Source organism: Arsenophonus endosymbiont of Aphis craccivora (assembly GCF_013460135.1).
Taxonomy (GTDB): Bacteria; Pseudomonadota; Gammaproteobacteria; order Enterobacterales; family Enterobacteriaceae; genus Arsenophonus; species Arsenophonus nilaparvatae.
Window position 1 is genome coordinate 1,094,554 of record NZ_CP038155.1, and the last position, 17,645, is coordinate 1,112,198.

Below are 17,645 nucleotides of genomic sequence, written 5' to 3' on the forward strand. Positions count from 1 at the left end.
CAGATAGATGAATCTAAACGCTATACACGGCTTTGTTGAATAAATCGAACTTTTAGGTGATTGGCGGAGCTGATCGCTAAATTCGTTTCAACATCAGGTCCCCATGGCAAAGCAAAAGTTTAAAATTACCAACTGGCCCGCGTACAACAAGGCACTCAGACAACGCGGTTCCCTGACGGTCTGGCTTGATGAGTCGGCCATCGCTGGATGGACTGACAGTTCTTCGCCTGAAGGTCGTGGCCGGTCTCTTTACTACAGCGATATGGCTGTTACCACTGTCCTGATGATGAAGCGTGTGTTTAACCTGTCGCTCCGGGCATTACAGGGCTTCGTTGATTCGATTTTTAAACTCATGTCTTTGCCGCTGTGCTGTCCGGACTACTCGCTGGTCAGCAGACGAGCAAAGAGCGTCAACATCAGCATAAAAACGCCAACGCGTGGTGAAATCTCGCATCTGGTCATCGACAGTACCGGTCTGAAGGTCTTTGGCGAAGGTGAAAGGAAAGTCAGGCAGCATGGGGCTGACAGACGAAGAGTGTGGCGCAAGCTTCATCTGGCAGCAGACAGTGTGAATCATGAGATTATCTGTGCCGACTTATCGCTCAGCGGAACGACAGATGCGCAGGCACTGCCGGGCCTGATTAACCAAACCCACCGGAAAATCAGGGAAGTGTCAGCAGACGGTGCTTATGACGCCTGTTACTGCCACGATGCGTTGCTAAGAAAGAAAATCAGGCCCCTTATCCCGCCGCGCGAAGCGGAGCGAAATACCGGCCGGACAAGTACCATGAACGTAACCATGCGGTGGCGAATCAGCGTCTGAGCAGGAGTAATGATATGTGGAAAAAGAAAGTGGGTTATCACCGGCGTTCAGTGGCAGAAACAGCGATGTTCCGCATAAAAACTTTGTTGGGTGACCATCTGAGCCTGCGTGACTATGAGGCTCAGGTAGGTGAAGCAATGGCGATGGTCAAAGCGCTGAACCGTATGACGTTGTTGGGTATGCCACACAGCGTCAGGATCGGATAACAGCTGTAGCAGAGGGAGCCATCCTGGCGGCTAATTCTGATTTATTCAACAAAGCCGCTATACACTATCTCTGACTAATTACAGCAAGAAATAGGGTATATGAAAAATTATTGTTTTAAACGGTGGACTGGATGATTATTGTTTCTGCTTTTTTTGTATATTGAGGCAGTAAGTCAAAATTTAAGTATTGGTAAATATTTTGATTATTATTCCCCATGCCATTAATCAATTGCAGATACTCTTCTACCGTTGGTAAGTATCCCAATAATGAATCAACTGCTGCCAACTCTGCTGAAGCAAGAAAAACCCTTGCGCCAGTTCCTAGTCGATTAGGGAAATTACGGGTAGAGGTTGAAACCACAGTTGCTCCATCCAGAACACGTGCCTGATTACCCATACATAGTGAGCAACCAGGAATTTCAATCCGTGCCCCACTTTTACCAAAAATATTGTAATAACCTTCTTCGATTAGCTTAGCAGCATCCATTTTAGTCGGCGGAGCAATCCATAAACGGGTGGGAATTTGTCCTTTATATTGCTCTAGAAGCTCACCTGCTGCACGGAAATGACCAATATTAGTCATACAGGAGCCAATGAAAACTTCATCAATTTTTTCATTCGCCACGGAAGATAATAAACGTGCATCATCTGGATCATTTGGTGCACATAAAATGGGTTCGATTATTTCATTTAAATTAATTTCAATAACTGCTGCATAATCTGCATCAGCATCAGCCGTTAATAGTTGCGGATCAGCCAACCATTTATTCATTGAACTAATGCGACGTTCGAGAGTACGGCGATCACCATATCCATTCGCAATCATCCATTTCAATAATACAATGTTAGATTGTAGATATTCGATAATGGGCTCTTTATCTAACTTGATAGTACAACCCGCAGCTGAGCGTTCTGCCGAGGCATCCGCTAATTCAAACGCTTGTTCAACTTTTAATTGGGGTAAGCCTTCAATTTCTAATATTCGGCCTGAGAAAATATTTTTCTTAACTCGTTTTTCAACCGTCAATAAATCCTGTTGGATCGCATAGTAAGGGATAGCATGAACTAAATCACGTAAAGTAATACCTGGCTGCATTTGACCTTTAAAGCGGACTAATACCGATTCAGGAATATCTAAAGGCATAACACCGGTCGCCGCAGCAAAAGCAACTAATCCGGAACCAGCAGGAAATGAAATACCGATAGGAAAACTCGTGTGTGAATCACCACCCGTTCCCACTGTATCCGGCAACAGCATCCTGTTTAACCAAGAATGAATAATACCATCACCGGGACGCAAAGAAACACAGCCACGATCCATAACAAAATCAGGTAAAGTATCATGGGTGGTTACATCGATAGGCTTTGGATAAGCGGCAGTATGACACAATGACTGCATAACCAAATCGGCTGAAAAACCTAAACAAGCTAAATCCTTAAGCTCATCTCGGGTCATTGGTCCTGTAGTGTCCTGCTAACCAACCGACGTCATCTTCGGTTCACAATATTCACCAGGACGAATTCCAAGCTTATTACAAGCACGACCAACCATTTTTTGTGACAGGGTAAAACCTCGGCCACTTTGTATAACTGATTTTACCTGGCGAAATACTTCAATCGCAGGCAAGCCCAAAGACTCCCGCGCTCTTGCTGTCAGTCCACGGCCTATAATCAGCGCAATCCGGCCGCCGGATCGAACTTCATCAAGTAAAACGTCGGTTTTTAATGCAAAAGTTGTTAATAAGGCATTAGTGGCATGACAGCTAATTTCTCCTTTATAGGGATAAATATCAATCACATCTCCCATATTCAGTGAAGTCACATCAACTTCAATCGGCAGGGCGCCCGCATCTTGCATCGTATTAAAAAATATTGGTGCAATTTTTCCACCCAAAACAATGCCGCCATTACGTTTATTTGGTACAAAAGGAATATCTTTGCCCATAAACCATATTACTGAATTGGCTGCTGATTTTCGCGAAGAGCCTGTACCGACAACATCACCAACATAAGCTAATGGGAAACCTTTTTTACACAATGTTTCAATCTGTTTGATAGGCCCAATGACACCAAGCTCATCGGGTATAATTCCATCACGGGTATTTTTAAGCATTGCCTGTGCATGTAAAGGAATATCTGGTCGTGACCAGGCATCAGGTGCTGGTGATAAATCATCAGTATTGGTTTCCCCCGTTACCTTAAAGACAGTTACAGTCAGTTTCTCTGCTAATGCAGGTTTATCAAGAAACCATTCGGCATTTGCCCATGAATCTATAACTTGGCGCGCATATTGGTTGCCCATATTTGCTTTTTCTTCTACGTCATAGAAGTTATCAAACATTAACAAAGTATGGGACAATGCTTTGGCTGCTATTGGTGCCAACTGTTCATCATCCAGCGCATCAATTAATGGGGAGATATTATAGCCACCCTGCATAGTGCCTAATAACTCTGTCGCTTTTGCTGGTGTAAGTAAGGGGGAATATGTTTTTCCTTTAGTAATAGCAGCTAAGAAGTCAGCTTTCACGTAAGCAGCTTCATCAACACCCGGAGGAATAGGATTACTTAACAGATCTAATAGGAAATTTTTTTCAGTTTCAGGTGTGGTTTTTATTAGTTCAACTAATTTATCAACTTGGGTAGCATTTAGTGGCTTGGGTATTATTCCTTGTACTGCACGTTCAGCTACATGCTCACGGTACTCTTTTAGCACGACGTTCTCCTCAATTGATTTTAATTTATATACCTGGCTGTCTACATCTCAAATAAAAAATGAAGGGCCTGGTCAGAGGAATTGGCTTGACATAATTTTACTTCTATCAATTATGCCCAGTATGGAACATCCAGAATAACAGAATTTAATTATACTGTTAATTTATGTACATACCTCCAACATTCATCAGAGTCAATAAATATTGCTGCGGTTTTTTGATCTCATGTATTGCTATTCTAGGTAAAAAATTTTATCCATTAGTAGCAAAAATGGTTTGTTTTTTATAGACAATTGCAATAACTAGTTAATTTTATTAAATAATAAACATTTCAATTGAATAAAATATTATTCTTACTTTTCAAGCAAAAAATAGCTCCCTTATTTAAATCAAATAAAGGAGCTAGTAATAAGTCGAATAATGCTTACAACAAATTTATTTTACGAGAATAACATAAATTACTTTTTCTTTGCTTTTGGATTAGGCAAATCAGTAATACTTCCCTCAAATATTTCAGCTGCCATACCGATTGATTCGTATAATGTCGGGTGAGCATGAATAGTCAATGCAATGTCTTCTGCATCACACCCCATTTCAATTGCTAAGCCAATTTCACCTAGTAATTCGCCACCATTAACACCGACAACCGCCCCACCAATAACGCGGTGGGTTTCCTTATCAAAAATAAGCTTAGTCATACCCTCTGAACAATCAGATGCAATAGCACGACCAGAAGCAGCCCATGGGAAAGTGGCTACTTCATAACTGATACCTTTTTCTTTAGCTTCTTTTTCTGTCAAACCAACCCAAGCAACTTCAGCCTCAGTATAAGCAATTGAAGGAATGACTTTTGGATCAAAATAGTGTTTCAAACCAGAAATCACTTCAGCCGCCACATGACCCTCATGAACACCTTTATGAGCCAGCATTGGCTGACCGACAATGTCACCAATCGCATAAATATGGGGCACATTGGTACGCATCTGTTTATCTGTGTGGATAAAACCTCTCTCATCTACTTCTACTCCGGCTTTACCCGCATCAATTAATTTACCATTCGGTACACGACCAATTGCCACTAAAACAGCATCATAACATTGTGGTTTGGCCGGTGCCTTCTTGCCTTCCATCGTTACATAGATACCATCTTTTTTGGCTTCCACCGCAGTCACTTTCGTCTCGAGCATTAAATTAAACTTCTTACTTATCTGTTTAGTAAAAAGCTTAACAATGTCCTTATCTGCTGCAGGAATAACCTGATCGAACATTTCAACCACATCAATTTCCGATCCTAATGCATGATAAACAGTACCCATTTCTAAACCGATGATACCGCCGCCCATCACTAACATACGCTTGGGTACTTTTGTTAGTTGCAAAGCATCAGTAGAATCCCATACTCGCGGGTCGTCATGAGGAATAAATGGAAGCTGGATCGGATGTGAACCTGCAGCAATAATAGCATTGTCAAAGTTTATGGTTGTTGTTTCTTTTTTACCTTCAACAACCAATGTATTAGCACCGGTAAATCTACCTAATCCATTAACAACTTTAACTTTACGACCCTTTGCCATCCCTGCCAAACCAGTTGTTAATTGGCCAATAACCTTTTCTTTCCACAGCCGTACTTTATCAATATCTGTTTTCGGTTCGCCAAATACGATCCCATGTGCCGCCAATGCCTTCGCTTCTTCAATAACTTTTGCAACATGCAATAATGCTTTGGAAGGAATACAACCGACATTAAGGCAAACACCGCCTAATGTATCATAACGCTCGACTAAAACCGTTTCTAAACCAAGATCTGCACAGCGAAAAGCTGCTGAATAACCCGCAGGTCCCGCTCCTAGAACCACTACTTGGGTGTTAATTTCAGTACTCATCATGACCTCTTACTTTTGTTGTCCGGCGGGTCAGACGAAAAAATTTATAACCACCGAGACGTGTGTACTAAAGGCAGTTTATAGAATTGTTAACATCCTTGAAAGTGCTCTAACGTGACATAACTCTCAACCTATAGGACGAATTAGAAAAAATTCTGTAATTACTAATAATAAAACAGACCGACATTCAGTCGGTCTATAAATTACATAACCAAACGGCGAATATCACTCATTAACTGTGCAATACGAGTGGCAAAACGAGCGCCATCTGCACCATCGATGACACGATGATCAAAGGAGAGTGACATAGGTAATATCAGACGTGAAATAAATTCACTGCCATTCCATACTGGCTTCATAGATGAGCGAGATAACCCCATAATAGCCACTTCTGGCGCATTAATAATTGGTGTAAAACTTGTTGTACCGATACCACCTAAGCTAGAAATAGTAAAGCTGCCACCTTGCATATCAGACGCGGTCAACTTGCCGGCACGTGCTTTCTTCGATACTTCCATCAATTCTTTGGAAAGCTCGATAATACCTTTCTTATTAACATCGCGAATAACAGGCACAACCAAACCATTTGGGGTATCAACGGCAATACCAATATGAACATATTTTTTCAATGTTAATCGCTGAGCATCGGCAGAAATTGAACTATTGAAACGAGGCATTTCTTCTAATGCTCGAGCAACCGCTTTCATGACAAAAACTAATGGTGTAATTTTTACTCCCGTTTGCAACTTTTCTATCTCTTTATTTTGCTGCTTACGGAAAGCTTCTACTTCGGTAATATCAGCATCTTCCATGACAGTCACATGCGGGATCATTACCCAGTTACGACTCAAATTAGCGCTAGATATCTTTTGAATGCGGCCAAGTTCAACTTCTTCAACTTCACCCAATTTACTAAAATCAACTTTTGGCCATGGTAGCATGCCTGGCAAACCACCCGCAGTAGTCGCTCCAGCTTCAGAACGTTTTACCGCCTCTTTGACATAAGTCTGAACGTCCTCACGCAGAATGCGACCTTTACGCCCTGTTCCATTTACCTTAGCCAAATTAACACCAAATGCACGCGCTAAACGGCGAATAAGCGGTGTTGCATGCACATACGCATCATTTTCAATAAATTCATTTTTAGTCTCAGAAACATTACTTGCCTGTGCTGTAGATGATACTTGAGGGGGTTCAGAAGGCGAGGCCTCTGATTTTTTCGCTATTTCAGCGTTGCTAGTTTCCGCACTGGCAGCTGGCGAAGCTGCGGTGGCATCAACCGCAAAAATCATAATTAGTGAACCGGTTTTAACTTTATCGCCTTTAGCAATTTTGATCTCTTTAACTTCGCCGGCAAAAGGCGCTGGCACTTCCATCGATGCCTTTTCACCTTCTACAGTAATTAGCGATTGCTCAACGGAGATTTTATCACCAACGTTAACCATTATATCGGTAACTTCAACTTCATCATTACCAATATCCGGTACAATAACTTCCGTTAATTCACTTTTTGCTTGACCCACATCTTTGCTATCTGCTTTATCCGTGTTTGCATCAGAGGTTGTTTTAGCGCTAGCTTCTGTTACTTTTTCCACTGTATCAAAAACCATAATCAACTTACCGGTTGTGACTTTGTCACCAACTGCGACTTTAATTTCTTTTACAACACCAGCCTGTGGTGACGGAACTTCCATTGACGCCTTTTCACCTTCTACGGTAATTAACGACTGCTCAACATCAACTTTGTCGCCCACTTTTACCATAATTTCGGTAACTTCAACTGCACCAATATCAGGAACGTTAATTTCAATAGACATTGATTTTACCTCTTATGCCAAACGCGGGTTAATTTTTTCTGGGTTGATGTTGTATTTTTTGATGGCTTCATTAACCCATTTTACATCCATTTCACCACGTTTAGCTAATTCACCCAACGCTGCTACTACCACATAGGAAGTATCAACCTCAAAATGATGACGGAGGTTTTCACGGCTATCTGAACGACCAAAACCATCAGTACCCAAAACACGATAATCACGTGCAGGAATGTAGGAACGAATTTGTTCTGCAAATAATTTCATATAATCTGTTGATGCAACTGCCGGAGCATCATTCATGATTTGAGCAACATAAGGTACACGAGGTTTATCAGATGGATGTAACATATTCCAACGCTCACAATCCTGTCCTTCACGAGCTAATTCGGTAAATGACGTTACACTATAAACATCGGAAGCAATACCATACTCACTAGACAAAATTTTTGCAGCTTCGCGAACATGGCGCATCATTGAACCCGATCCCAACAATTGAATTTTGCCTTTTTCGCCTTTTAGTGACTCCAGTTTATAGATACCTTTACGAATACCTTCCTCAACACCAGTAGGCATCGCTGGCATATGATAATTTTCGTTCAAGGTAGTAATATAGTAGTAAACATTTTCTTGTTTCTCACCATACATACGAACTAAACCATCATGCATAATAACAGCAACTTCATAAGCATAAGCTGGATCATAAGAGATACAGTTAGGTATGGTTAGTGACTGGATATGGCTATGCCCATCTTCATGCTGCAAGCCTTCACCATTCAATGTGGTACGTCCTGAGGTTCCGCCAATTAGGAAGCCACGCGCTTGCTGGTCTCCAGCTGCCCATAACAGATCACCAATCCGCTGAAAGCCGAACATGGAGTAATAAATATAAAATGGGATCATCGGCAGATTATTTGTGCTATACGATGTAGCAGCAGCTAACCAAGAAGCGCCGGCACCCAATTCGTTGATGCCTTCTTGAAGAATTTGACCTTTTTCGTCTTCTTTGTAGTAAGCAACTTGTTCACGATCTTGAGGGGTGTACTGTTGTCCATTTGGACTATAGATCCCAATTTGACGGAATAAACCTTCCATACCAAAAGTACGTGCTTCATCAGCAATAATTGACACTAGGCGATCTTTAAGTGAGTTATTTTTTAACATTACATTCAAAGCACGTACAAATGCGATCGTAGTAGAGATCTCTTTATTTTGCTCTGCTAATAATTGGCCAAAATCTTCTAGGCTAGGAATATCCAATTTTTCATCAAATGTAAGATTTCGTGCAGGTAAATATCCACATAATCCCTTACGACGCTCATGCAGATATTTATATTCAGCTGAATCTTCTTTAAAAGTAATAAAAGGTAATTTTTCTACTTGATCATCCGCTACCGGCACATTAAAGCGATCACGGAAATAACGAACCCCTTCTAGGTTCATTTTTTTCACCTGATGGGCAATATTTTTACCTTCAGCAGTATCGCCCATGCCGTAGCCTTTAACTGTTTGAGCTAAAATGACTGTTGGCTTGCCTTTAGTCTCTTGCGCTTTTTTAAAAGCGGCATAAACTTTTTTCGGATCATGACCACCACGGTTTAACGACCAGATTTCATCATCGGTCATATCCTTGACTAGTGCACTTGTCTCAGGGTAACGATTGAAAAAGTGTTCACGGACATAAGCGCCATCTTTAGACTTAAATGTTTGATAATCACCATCCAAAGTTTCATTCATCAACTGAATTAGTTTACCTGAAGTATCCTTACGCAATAATTCATCCCATCGGCCACCCCACAGGACTTTAATGACCTGCCATCCAGCACCGCTAAAGATACCTGCTAATTCATTAACAATCTTACCATTACCAGTAACTGGCCCATCAAGGCGTTGTAAGTTACAGTTGATCACAAAAACCAGGTTATCTAACTTTTCACGAGTCGCAATTGTGATAGCACCTTTAGATTCAGGTTCATCCATTTCACCGTCACCAAGGAAAGCATAAACTGTCTGATCTGCGGTATCCTTTAAACCTCGGTGTTGTAAGTATTTTAAGAATTTTGCTTGATAAATAGCACCTATTGGACCTAATCCCATCGACACCGTAGGAAATTGCCAAAATTCAGGCATCAATTTAGGATGAGGATAAGAGGAAAGACCTTTGCCACCAATTTCTTGCCGGAAATTGTCCATTTGCTCTTCAGTGAGGCGACCTTCCAAAAATGCGCGTGCATAAATACCAGGCGAAATATGTCCTTGGAAATAAACTAAATCTCCACCATTTTTATTGTTTTTTGCCTGGAAGAAGTGATTAAAACAGACTTCATATAAAGTTGCAGAAGACTGGAAAGATGCCATATGACCACCTAACTCCAGATCTTTTTTAGAAGCTCGTAAAACTGCCATTACAGCATTCCAACGAATCGCAGAGCGAATACGACGCTCTAAATCCATGTTGCCTGGATAATCAGGCTCATCCTCTACGGAAATAGTGTTGATATAATCACAGTTTCCAGAACCAGCTGCGATATTAACGCCGCCCTTGCGTGCTTGTTGTAATACTTGATCAATAAGATACTGAGCACGATCAACACCTTCTTCACGGATGACCGATTCGATCGCCTGTAACCAGTCGCGAGTTTCGATCGGATCCACGTCATTCTTCGACATATCTGACATGGTCTATTCCTTATCTATTATCTGTTTCTAATGTAGTTACTGAGCCATTTTTTGAACATATTTACTAAACCAGAAAGAAGAACAAAAGATAGTCACTATTGCCGCAACTTTGTCTCTAATAAATCAGAGCGGTAATGCAGACGCAGCAACAAAAAAATCTGCACTACTAAATTAAATTTTGATATTGTTTTATTCGACGTAAAGAACGCTCACGACTGATGTCCAGCAAAATCTCCTCAATAAATGCTAAATGACGATGTGAAGCTTCCTGTGCTTTTTCAGGTTCACGCGCGATAATAGCTTCAAAAATTTGAGTTCTATGTTTACTTACTGCTGCGTGCATTTCTTGACGGGTATATAAGCACTCAAAATTTTGTCTAATATTCTGCTCTAACAATGGAACCATACAACGAAGTATATGAAGTAATACCACATTATGAGCCGCTTCAGTAACAACCAGCTGATATTGCAAAACAGCCTCAACTTCAGCATTAACATCCCCACGCTCTTCAATATCCTGAATTTGTAAATGACTGATCTTAATCCGAGACAGATCCTCATCGGTTCCTCTTAAAGCAGCATAATAAGCAGCAATACCTTCAAGTGCATGAAGTGTTTCTAAAAGATCAAATTGTGATTCCATATGCCCAGATAATAACTGGGTAAGCGGATCACTAAAGCTTTGCCATAGATTTGTTTGGACGAACGTCCCCCCTCCTTGTCGGCGAAGAAGAAAACCTTTTGCTTCAAGCCTCTGAATCGCCTCACGCAAAGAAGGACGAGAAACATCAAATTGCTTAGCCAACTCAAGTTCAGGTAGCAATTTTTCTCCGGGGCGCAATATTCCTTCAAGGATTAAATGCTCAAGGCGATGTTCAATGACATCAGATAATTTAGGTTGGCGAATTTTGCTATAAACCATATTTACAATAGGCCACTTATATTTTGCGTAAATACTTATTTAACACTACCAAAGTCAATTGGTAATACCAATTTATCCTAGATGTACATAAAGTAAGGCTTTGTTGAATAAATCAGAATTAGCCGCCAGGATGGCTCCCTCTGCTACAGCTGTTATCCGATCCTGACGCTGTGTGGCATACCCAACAACGTCATACGGTTCAGCGCTTTGACCATCGCCATTGCTTCACCTACCTGAGCCTCATAGTCACGCAGCCTCAGATGGCCACCCAGCAAAGTTTTTATGCGGAACATCGCTGTTTCTGCCACTGAACGCCGGTGATAACCCACTTTCTTTTTCCACATATCATTACTCCTGCTCAGACGCTGATTCGCCACCGCATGGTTACGTTCATGGTACTTGTCCGGCCAGTATTTCGCTCCGCTTCGCGGCGGGATAAGGGGCCTGATTTTCTTTCTTAGCAACGCATCGTGGCAGTAACAGGCGTCATAAGCACCGTCTGCTGACACTTCCCTGATTTTCCGGTGGGTTTGGTTAATCAGGCCCGGCAGTGCCTGCGCATCTGTCGTTCCGCTGAGCGATAAGTCGGCACAGATAATCTCATGAGTCACACTGTCTGCTGCCAGATGAAGCTTGCGCCACACTCTTCGTCTGTCAGCCCCATGCTGCCTGACTTTCCTTTCACCTTCGCCAAAGACCTTCAGACCGGTACTGTCGATGACCAGATGCGATATTTCACCACGCGTTGGCGTTTTTATGCTGATGTTGACGCTCTTTGCTCGTCTGCTGACCAGCGAGTAGTCCGGACAGCACAGCGGCAAAGACATGAGTTTAAAAATCGAATCAACGAAGCCCTGTAATGCCCGTAGCGACAGGTTAAACACACGCTTCATCATCAGGACAGTGGTAACAGCCATATCGCTGTAGTAAAGCGGCCGGCCACGACCTTCAGGCGAAGAACTGTCAGTCCATCCAGCGATGGCCGACTCATCAAGCCAGACCGTCAGGGAACCGCGTTGTCTGAGTGCCTTGTTGTACGCTGGCCAGTTGGTAATTTTAAACTTTTGCTTTGCCATGGGGAACTGATGTTGAAACGAATTTAGCGATCAGATCCGCCAATCACCTAAAAGTTCGATTTATTCAACAAAGCCATAAAGTAACAAAGTATTCACCAACTGTCCATAAGAGCTTATATTTAACCTTAAGAAAGTCGCATTTTTTGATAAAGATTTTTAAAAATTAAAAATAAATGATAGTTTTAATTTGTTTTTAGCAACGATGTTAATTTTTTTATACATATAATTAATCAACTGAAACGTTACTATTTACCTTTAATTAAATTATTAATCAATATAAATGAATTAATATTCAATCTAACAGTTAAGAACATAACAATTTTATTATAAATAACATTAATGGTTTTCAGTGAAAACGAGGCTTTGTTGAATAAATCGAACTTTTAGGTGATTGGCGGAGCTGATCGCTAAATTCGTTTCAACATCAGGTCCCCATGGCAAAGCAAAAGTTTAAAATTACCAACTGGCCCGCGTACAACAAGGCACTCAGACAACGCGGTTCCCTGACGGTCTGGCTTGATGAGTCGGCCATCGCTGGATGGACTGACAGTTCTTCGCCTGAAGGTCGTGGCCGGCCGCTTTACTACAGCGATATGGCTGTTACCACTGTCCTGATGATGAAGCGTGTGTTTAACCTGTCGCTCCGGGCATTACAGGGCTTCGTTGATTCGATTTTTAAACTCATGTCTTTGCCGCTGTGCTGTCCGGACTACTCGCTGGTCAGCAGACGAGCAAAGAGCGTCAACATCAGCATAAAAACGCCAACGCGTGGTGAAATCTCGCATCTGGTCATCGACAGTACCGGTCTGAAGGTCTTTGGCGAAGGTGAATGGAAAGTCAGGCAGCATGGGGCTGACAGACGAAGAGTGTGGCGCAAGCTTCATCTGGCAGCAGACAGTGTGACTCATGAGATTATCTGTGCCGACTTATCGCTCAGCGGAACGACAGATGCGCAGGCACTGCCGGGCCTGATTAACCAAAACCACCGGAAAATCAGGGAAGTGTCAGCAGACGGTGCTTATGACGCCTGTTACTGCCACGATGCGTTGCTAAGAAAGAAAATCAGGCCCCTTATCCCGCCGCGAAGCGGAGCGAAATACTGGCCGGACAAGTACCATGAACGTAACCATGCGGTGGCGAATCAGCGTCTGAGCAGGAGTAATGATATGTGGAAAAAGAAAGTGGGTTATCAACGGCGTTCAGTGGCAGAAACAGCGATGTTCCGCATAAAAACTTTGCTGGGTGGCCATCTGAGGCTGCGTGACTATGAGGCTCAGGTAGGTGAAGCAATGGCGATGGTCAAAGCGCTGAACCGTATGACGTTGTTGGGTATGCCACACAGCGTCAGGATCGGATAACAGCTGTAGCAGAGGGAGCCATCCTGGCGGCTAATTCTGATTTATTCAACAAAGCCATTAATATGGCGATGAATGTTACCGCTTCAAAATAGAAAAGAAAAATTTAATAGGCAATATATAATAATCAATAATTTAATTAGTTAATCCAATGATAATAATTATTTTTAATTATAATTCAATATGTTAAATTTAATTAATACTATTTTATTTTTATTCCTAAAATTAAATCTGATTTTAATATTTTTATATTTAATAAATTAAAGCCAGTGATTAAATAATCACTGGCTTTAATAGAATTATTGATTGTAATTAAATTCAGTTAACGACTTACTGCTGCAAAAGCCTTAGCAATACGCTGAACATTATGTTCATTAACACCCGCCATACAAATACGCCCAGTACTACCCAGATATATGGCAAATTCCTCACGTAGACGCTTAACCTGTTCTGCGCTAAAATCGGTGTAACTAAACATACCATGCTGCTTTAATAGGTGATCAAAGTTTTTTTCAGGTAACGCATTTTCCAAATTGCTAACGAGCATTTTCCGCATCTCAAAGATGCGCCGACGCATCGATTCTACCTCACTTAACCATTCAGCGCGTAATGTGTCATTTGTTAAAACATGTTCAACAATTTTTGCTCCATTTGATGGTGGGCTCGAATAGAAACGACGCACACCCGCCTTTAGTTGGCCAAATACCCGCTCACACTCCGGTTGATTTTGACAAATAATCGATAGACCGCCAACCCGATCACCATACAGACCAAAAATCTTGGAAAATGAATTACTGACAAATACCGGTAATCCGGCCTGAGCCATAGTGCGAATAGCATAAACATCCTCATCCATACTTTTAGCAAATCCTTGATAAGCCATATCAAGAAAGGGAATAAGGCGCCGCTCTTTAGCCACTTTGGTTATTTGATCCCACTGTTGCGGTGTTAAATCAGAACCGGTTGGATTATGACAACATGGATGCATTAAGATAATGCTTTTTTCTGGCAGCTGTTTGAATGTTGCCAGCATTTCAGCAAATTTTATCCCTTTGGTCTCGGCATCAAAATAGGGGTAATAATGGACGTTAATTCCTGAACCCATGAAGATAGAAGCATGATTTTCCCAGGTAGGATCACTACACCAAACCTCTGACTCAGGGAAATAACGATGTAAAAAATCGGCTCCCAGTTTTAACGCCCCTGAGCCACCAATAGTCTGTATTGTTGCAATTCGTTGTTCTTTAATTAGTGGGCTATTAGCGCCAAAAAGCAGTTTTTGAATCGCTAACAGGTAGTTATGTAGTCCTTCCATCGGTAAATATAGGGAGGCTATAGCAGGAAATTGATTAAGCTTGATTTTCGCTTTACCGACAGTGCCAAGTTGGGGAGTATTACCCTTGCCGTCATAATAAAGGCCAATGCTAAGGTTAATTTTATTTTCACGCGGATCTTTATTAAATTCATCCATCAACGACAGGATAGGATCACCGGCAAAAGCATCAACATTCTGAAACACTTAAAATTCTCTCCACTATCATCATATCTATTTTTTTATTAAATAACCGACAACAAATTTATTTGTCCAGGTATTCCATTGCCACCCGTGAGGTTAGCTTGGTCAGTAATTCATAATCACTGACACCAGTATATGCTGCCACCTCTTCAACAGGCAATAGATCTCCCCATATAATTGCTTCATCGCCGACCTTATCGTTGGTTTCAATTCCTAAATCGACTGAAATTATATCCATGGAGACTCTACCTACAATCGGCACTTTGCGCACATTTATTAATACTGGTGTGCCTGACGGGGCATTACGGGGATAACCATCGCCATAACCAATTGCCACTACACCAAGATTGGTATCCTGCTCACTAACCCAAACTCCACCATAACCGACCGGCTCTCCGGCTTTATGTTGACGAATAGCAATTAGATTAGATTTGAGGGTCATCGCTGGCAGGAGACCAAAATCTTTGCCTTGTTTACCTTCTTGTGGTGAAGCGCCATACATCATGATGCCAGGACGCACCCAATCAAAATGTGATGTTTGCCATAGTAGAATACCGGCAGATGCCGCGATCGATTTTTCTCCTGGTTTATCTTTTATAAAAGCATTAAAACAAGCCAATTGCTGCTCTGTCGCCGCGGGTAAACCAGGCTCATCAGCACGACTAAAATGACTCATAATATTGATAGGCTTTTGAATATTTTGACATGCCATCAAGCGCGTATAAGATATTTTCGCCTCTTCAGGTCTGAACCCCAAACGGTGCATACCGGTATCAAGTTTCATCCAAACTTTTATCGGCTTTTCTAATTTAATCTGTTCTAATGTTTCAAGTTGTTCAATACTCTGTACAACAACATCAATCTCATGCCTGGTGATAATAGGTAATTCAGCTAGCTCAAAAAAACCTTCTAATAATAAGATGGGGTTGTTGATGCCATTTTCACGTAATGCGATTGCTTCGCTAATACGAGCAACACCAAAGCTATCAGCCAGATCTTTAACTGTGTGCGCTGTTTCTAGTAAACCATGCCCATAAGCATTAGCTTTAACGACAGCAATTATGCGGCTATGAGGCGCAATTTCCCGAACTCGTTGTAAATTGTGACTCAGAGCGCGGCGGTGAATGACAGCGGTTGCCGCTTTCATTTTACTCTCCGTATTAACGTATTAAAATTAAATAGATAGATTATTTGTCGTGGTAGATTGGCCCAGCATAGTTATCAAAACGTGACCATTGTCCATTGAAAGTCAGACGTACTGTTCCAATAGGGCCATTACGCTGCTTACCGATAATAATTTCTGCTACCCCTTTAAGATCTGAATTATCGTTATAAACCTCATCTCGATAAATAAACATAATTAAATCGGCATCCTGCTCAATGGAGCCGGATTCCCGTAAATCTGAATTAACCGGTTTCTTATCCGCTCTTTGTTCCAGGCTACGATTAAGTTGTGACAATGCGATCACAGGTACTTGTAACTCTTTTGCCAATGATTTAAGCGAACGGGAAATTTCGGCAATCTCAAGTGTACGATTATCAGACAGGGAAGGAACTCGCATAAGCTGAAGATAATCGATCATAATTAGACTTAAACCACCATGTTCACGGTAAACCCGGCGAGCACGTGAACGAACTTCTGTCGGTGTTAACCCAGCGGAGTCATCAATATACATATTGCGTTTTTCCATCAACAACCCCATGGTACTGGAAATACGCGCCCAATCTTCGTCATCAAGTTGGCCAGTTCGAATACGAGTTTGATCAACACGAGATAAAGAAGCTAACATACGCATCATGATTTGATTAGCCGGCATTTCCAAACTAAAAATCAAAACCGGTTTTTCTTCTATCATGGCCGCATGTTCACATAAATTCATCGCAAAAGTTGTTTTACCCATGGAAGGACGAGCTGCTACGATAATCAGATCAGAGTTTTGTAATCCTGCCGTTTTTCGATCCAGATCCTGGTAGCCGGTAGAGACACCGGTTACGCCATCATGAGGATTCTGATATAACTGTTCAATTTTTTCCACCGTCTCAGACAGGATCTCTTCAATCCCTTTAGGACCGTCATCTTTATTAGCACGAGTTTCTGCAATTTGAAAAACACGTGATTCAGCTAAATCCAGTAACTCTTCGCTGCTGCGACCTTGAGGATCATAACCCGCATCAGCGATCTCATTTGCCACCGCAATCATGTCACGCACAACAGCACGTTCGCGCACAATATCTGCATAAGCGTTAATGTTGGCAGCACTTGGGGTATTTTTAGCTAATTCTGCTAAATAGGCAAAACCACCGACGCTATCCAATTCGCCTTGCTGTTCTAACGATGCAGATAAAGTAATTAAATCAATTGGTCTACTCTGTTCAAGCAGACGTTGCATTTCAGCAAAAATTGTGCGGTGTGGTCGGCTAAAAAAATCTGCGTTGGTCACGCGTTCTGAGACATGATCCCAACGCTCGTTATCCAACATTAATCCACCCAGTACCGATTGCTCAGCTTCTAAGGAGTGAGGTGGCATTTTTAGCCCCTCTATTTGACGATCTTTCTGACCAATAAATACGGTTTCTGCGGAATACTTCTTCGCCATAGCACTTTCTTTACCCATTAATCAATAGAGTCGCTCATCAGTATATGCTATTTACTGCTATTT

10 protein-coding genes and 2 pseudogenes are annotated in these 17,645 nt (G+C 41.8%); 3 read left to right on the plus strand and 9 right to left on the minus strand.

The features are described 5' to 3' along the window. The first annotated feature begins 103 nt into the window (after positions 1 to 103). Positions 104 to 1,029, plus strand: a pseudogene (locus E3U36_RS05830) (IS5 family transposase). A gap of 115 nt (positions 1,030 to 1,144) precedes the next feature. On the opposite strand, the pseudogene acnB reads toward E3U36_RS05830, so the two are convergent. The 6 genes and pseudogenes from acnB to E3U36_RS05860 form a co-directional block, all read right to left on the minus strand. Continuing rightward, positions 1,145 to 3,742, minus strand: a pseudogene (acnB, locus tag E3U36_RS05835) (bifunctional aconitate hydratase 2/2-methylisocitrate dehydratase). Positions 3,743 to 4,198: 456 nt separating this feature from the next. Then, positions 4,199 to 5,623 (minus strand): dihydrolipoyl dehydrogenase, encoded by a 1,425-nt coding sequence (lpdA, locus tag E3U36_RS05840; protein WP_180817556.1) that lies wholly within the window; start codon positions 5,621 to 5,623, stop codon positions 4,199 to 4,201. 203 nt (positions 5,624 to 5,826) lie between these two features. After that, on the minus strand, positions 5,827 to 7,440 hold the full coding sequence (aceF, locus tag E3U36_RS05845; protein WP_180817407.1) for a pyruvate dehydrogenase complex dihydrolipoyllysine-residue acetyltransferase: 1,614 nt from the start codon (positions 7,438 to 7,440) through the stop codon (positions 5,827 to 5,829). 12 nt (positions 7,441 to 7,452) lie between these two features. Next, positions 7,453 to 10,116, minus strand: a complete 2,664-nt coding sequence (aceE, locus tag E3U36_RS05850) for a pyruvate dehydrogenase (acetyl-transferring), homodimeric type (RefSeq protein ID WP_180817408.1) — start codon at positions 10,114 to 10,116, stop codon at positions 7,453 to 7,455. Between the two features lie 166 nt (positions 10,117 to 10,282). Then, positions 10,283 to 11,038, minus strand: coding sequence for a pyruvate dehydrogenase complex transcriptional repressor PdhR (pdhR, locus tag E3U36_RS05855; RefSeq protein ID WP_180817409.1), 756 nt, complete (start codon positions 11,036 to 11,038; stop codon positions 10,283 to 10,285). Between the two features lie 152 nt (positions 11,039 to 11,190). Beyond that, on the minus strand, positions 11,191 to 12,114 hold the full coding sequence (locus E3U36_RS05860; RefSeq protein WP_180815912.1) for an IS5 family transposase: 924 nt from the start codon (positions 12,112 to 12,114) through the stop codon (positions 11,191 to 11,193). On the opposite strand from E3U36_RS05860, the gene E3U36_RS05865 reads away from it, so the two are divergent. Both E3U36_RS05865 and E3U36_RS05870 read left to right on the plus strand, forming a co-directional pair. Then, positions 12,108 to 12,281, plus strand: coding sequence for a hypothetical protein (locus tag E3U36_RS05865; RefSeq protein WP_180817410.1), 174 nt, complete (start codon positions 12,108 to 12,110; stop codon positions 12,279 to 12,281). The genes E3U36_RS05860 and E3U36_RS05865 overlap by 7 nt on opposite strands. 267 nt (positions 12,282 to 12,548) lie before the next feature. Next, complete coding sequence (locus E3U36_RS05870; protein WP_180817411.1) at positions 12,549 to 13,472, plus strand: IS5 family transposase; 924 nt, start codon at positions 12,549 to 12,551, stop codon at positions 13,470 to 13,472. Between the two features lie 319 nt (positions 13,473 to 13,791). Here the strand turns inward: E3U36_RS05870 and E3U36_RS05875 are convergent, their stop codons facing one another. The 3 genes from E3U36_RS05875 to dnaB are packed head-to-tail and all read right to left on the minus strand — an operon-like array spanning position 13,792 to position 17,582. Then, positions 13,792 to 14,988 carry an amino acid aminotransferase gene (locus E3U36_RS05875; RefSeq protein ID WP_180817412.1) on the minus strand — a complete coding sequence of 399 codons (1,197 nt, stop codon included), beginning with the start codon at positions 14,986 to 14,988 and terminating at the stop codon, positions 13,792 to 13,794. Positions 14,989 to 15,046: 58 nt separating this feature from the next. Further along, positions 15,047 to 16,132, minus strand: coding sequence for an alanine racemase (gene alr, locus E3U36_RS05880; RefSeq protein ID WP_180817413.1), 1,086 nt, complete (start codon positions 16,130 to 16,132; stop codon positions 15,047 to 15,049). Between the two features lie 40 nt (positions 16,133 to 16,172). Then, positions 16,173 to 17,582 (minus strand): replicative DNA helicase, encoded by a 1,410-nt coding sequence (gene dnaB, locus E3U36_RS05885; RefSeq protein WP_180817557.1) that lies wholly within the window; start codon positions 17,580 to 17,582, stop codon positions 16,173 to 16,175. Between the last annotated feature and the right edge of the window lie 63 nt (positions 17,583 to 17,645).

Bases quoted from the DNA above. Each gene is read 5' to 3' on its own strand.
- lpdA (WP_180817556.1), bottom strand. From the start codon at position 5,623: ATGAGTACTGAAATTAACACCCAAGTAGTGGTTCTAGGAGCGGGACCT.
- aceF (WP_180817407.1), bottom strand. From the start codon at position 7,440: ATGTCTATTGAAATTAACGTTCCTGATATTGGTGCAGTTGAAGTTACC.
- aceE (WP_180817408.1), bottom strand. From the start codon at position 10,116: ATGTCAGATATGTCGAAGAATGACGTGGATCCGATCGAAACTCGCGAC.
- pdhR (WP_180817409.1), bottom strand. From the start codon at position 11,038: ATGGTTTATAGCAAAATTCGCCAACCTAAATTATCTGATGTCATTGAA.
- E3U36_RS05860 (WP_180815912.1), bottom strand. From the start codon at position 12,114: ATGGCAAAGCAAAAGTTTAAAATTACCAACTGGCCAGCGTACAACAAG.
- E3U36_RS05870 (WP_180817411.1), top strand. From the start codon at position 12,549: ATGGCAAAGCAAAAGTTTAAAATTACCAACTGGCCCGCGTACAACAAG.
- alr (WP_180817413.1), bottom strand. From the start codon at position 16,132: ATGAAAGCGGCAACCGCTGTCATTCACCGCCGCGCTCTGAGTCACAAT.
- dnaB (WP_180817557.1), bottom strand. From the start codon at position 17,582: ATGGCGAAGAAGTATTCCGCAGAAACCGTATTTATTGGTCAGAAAGAT.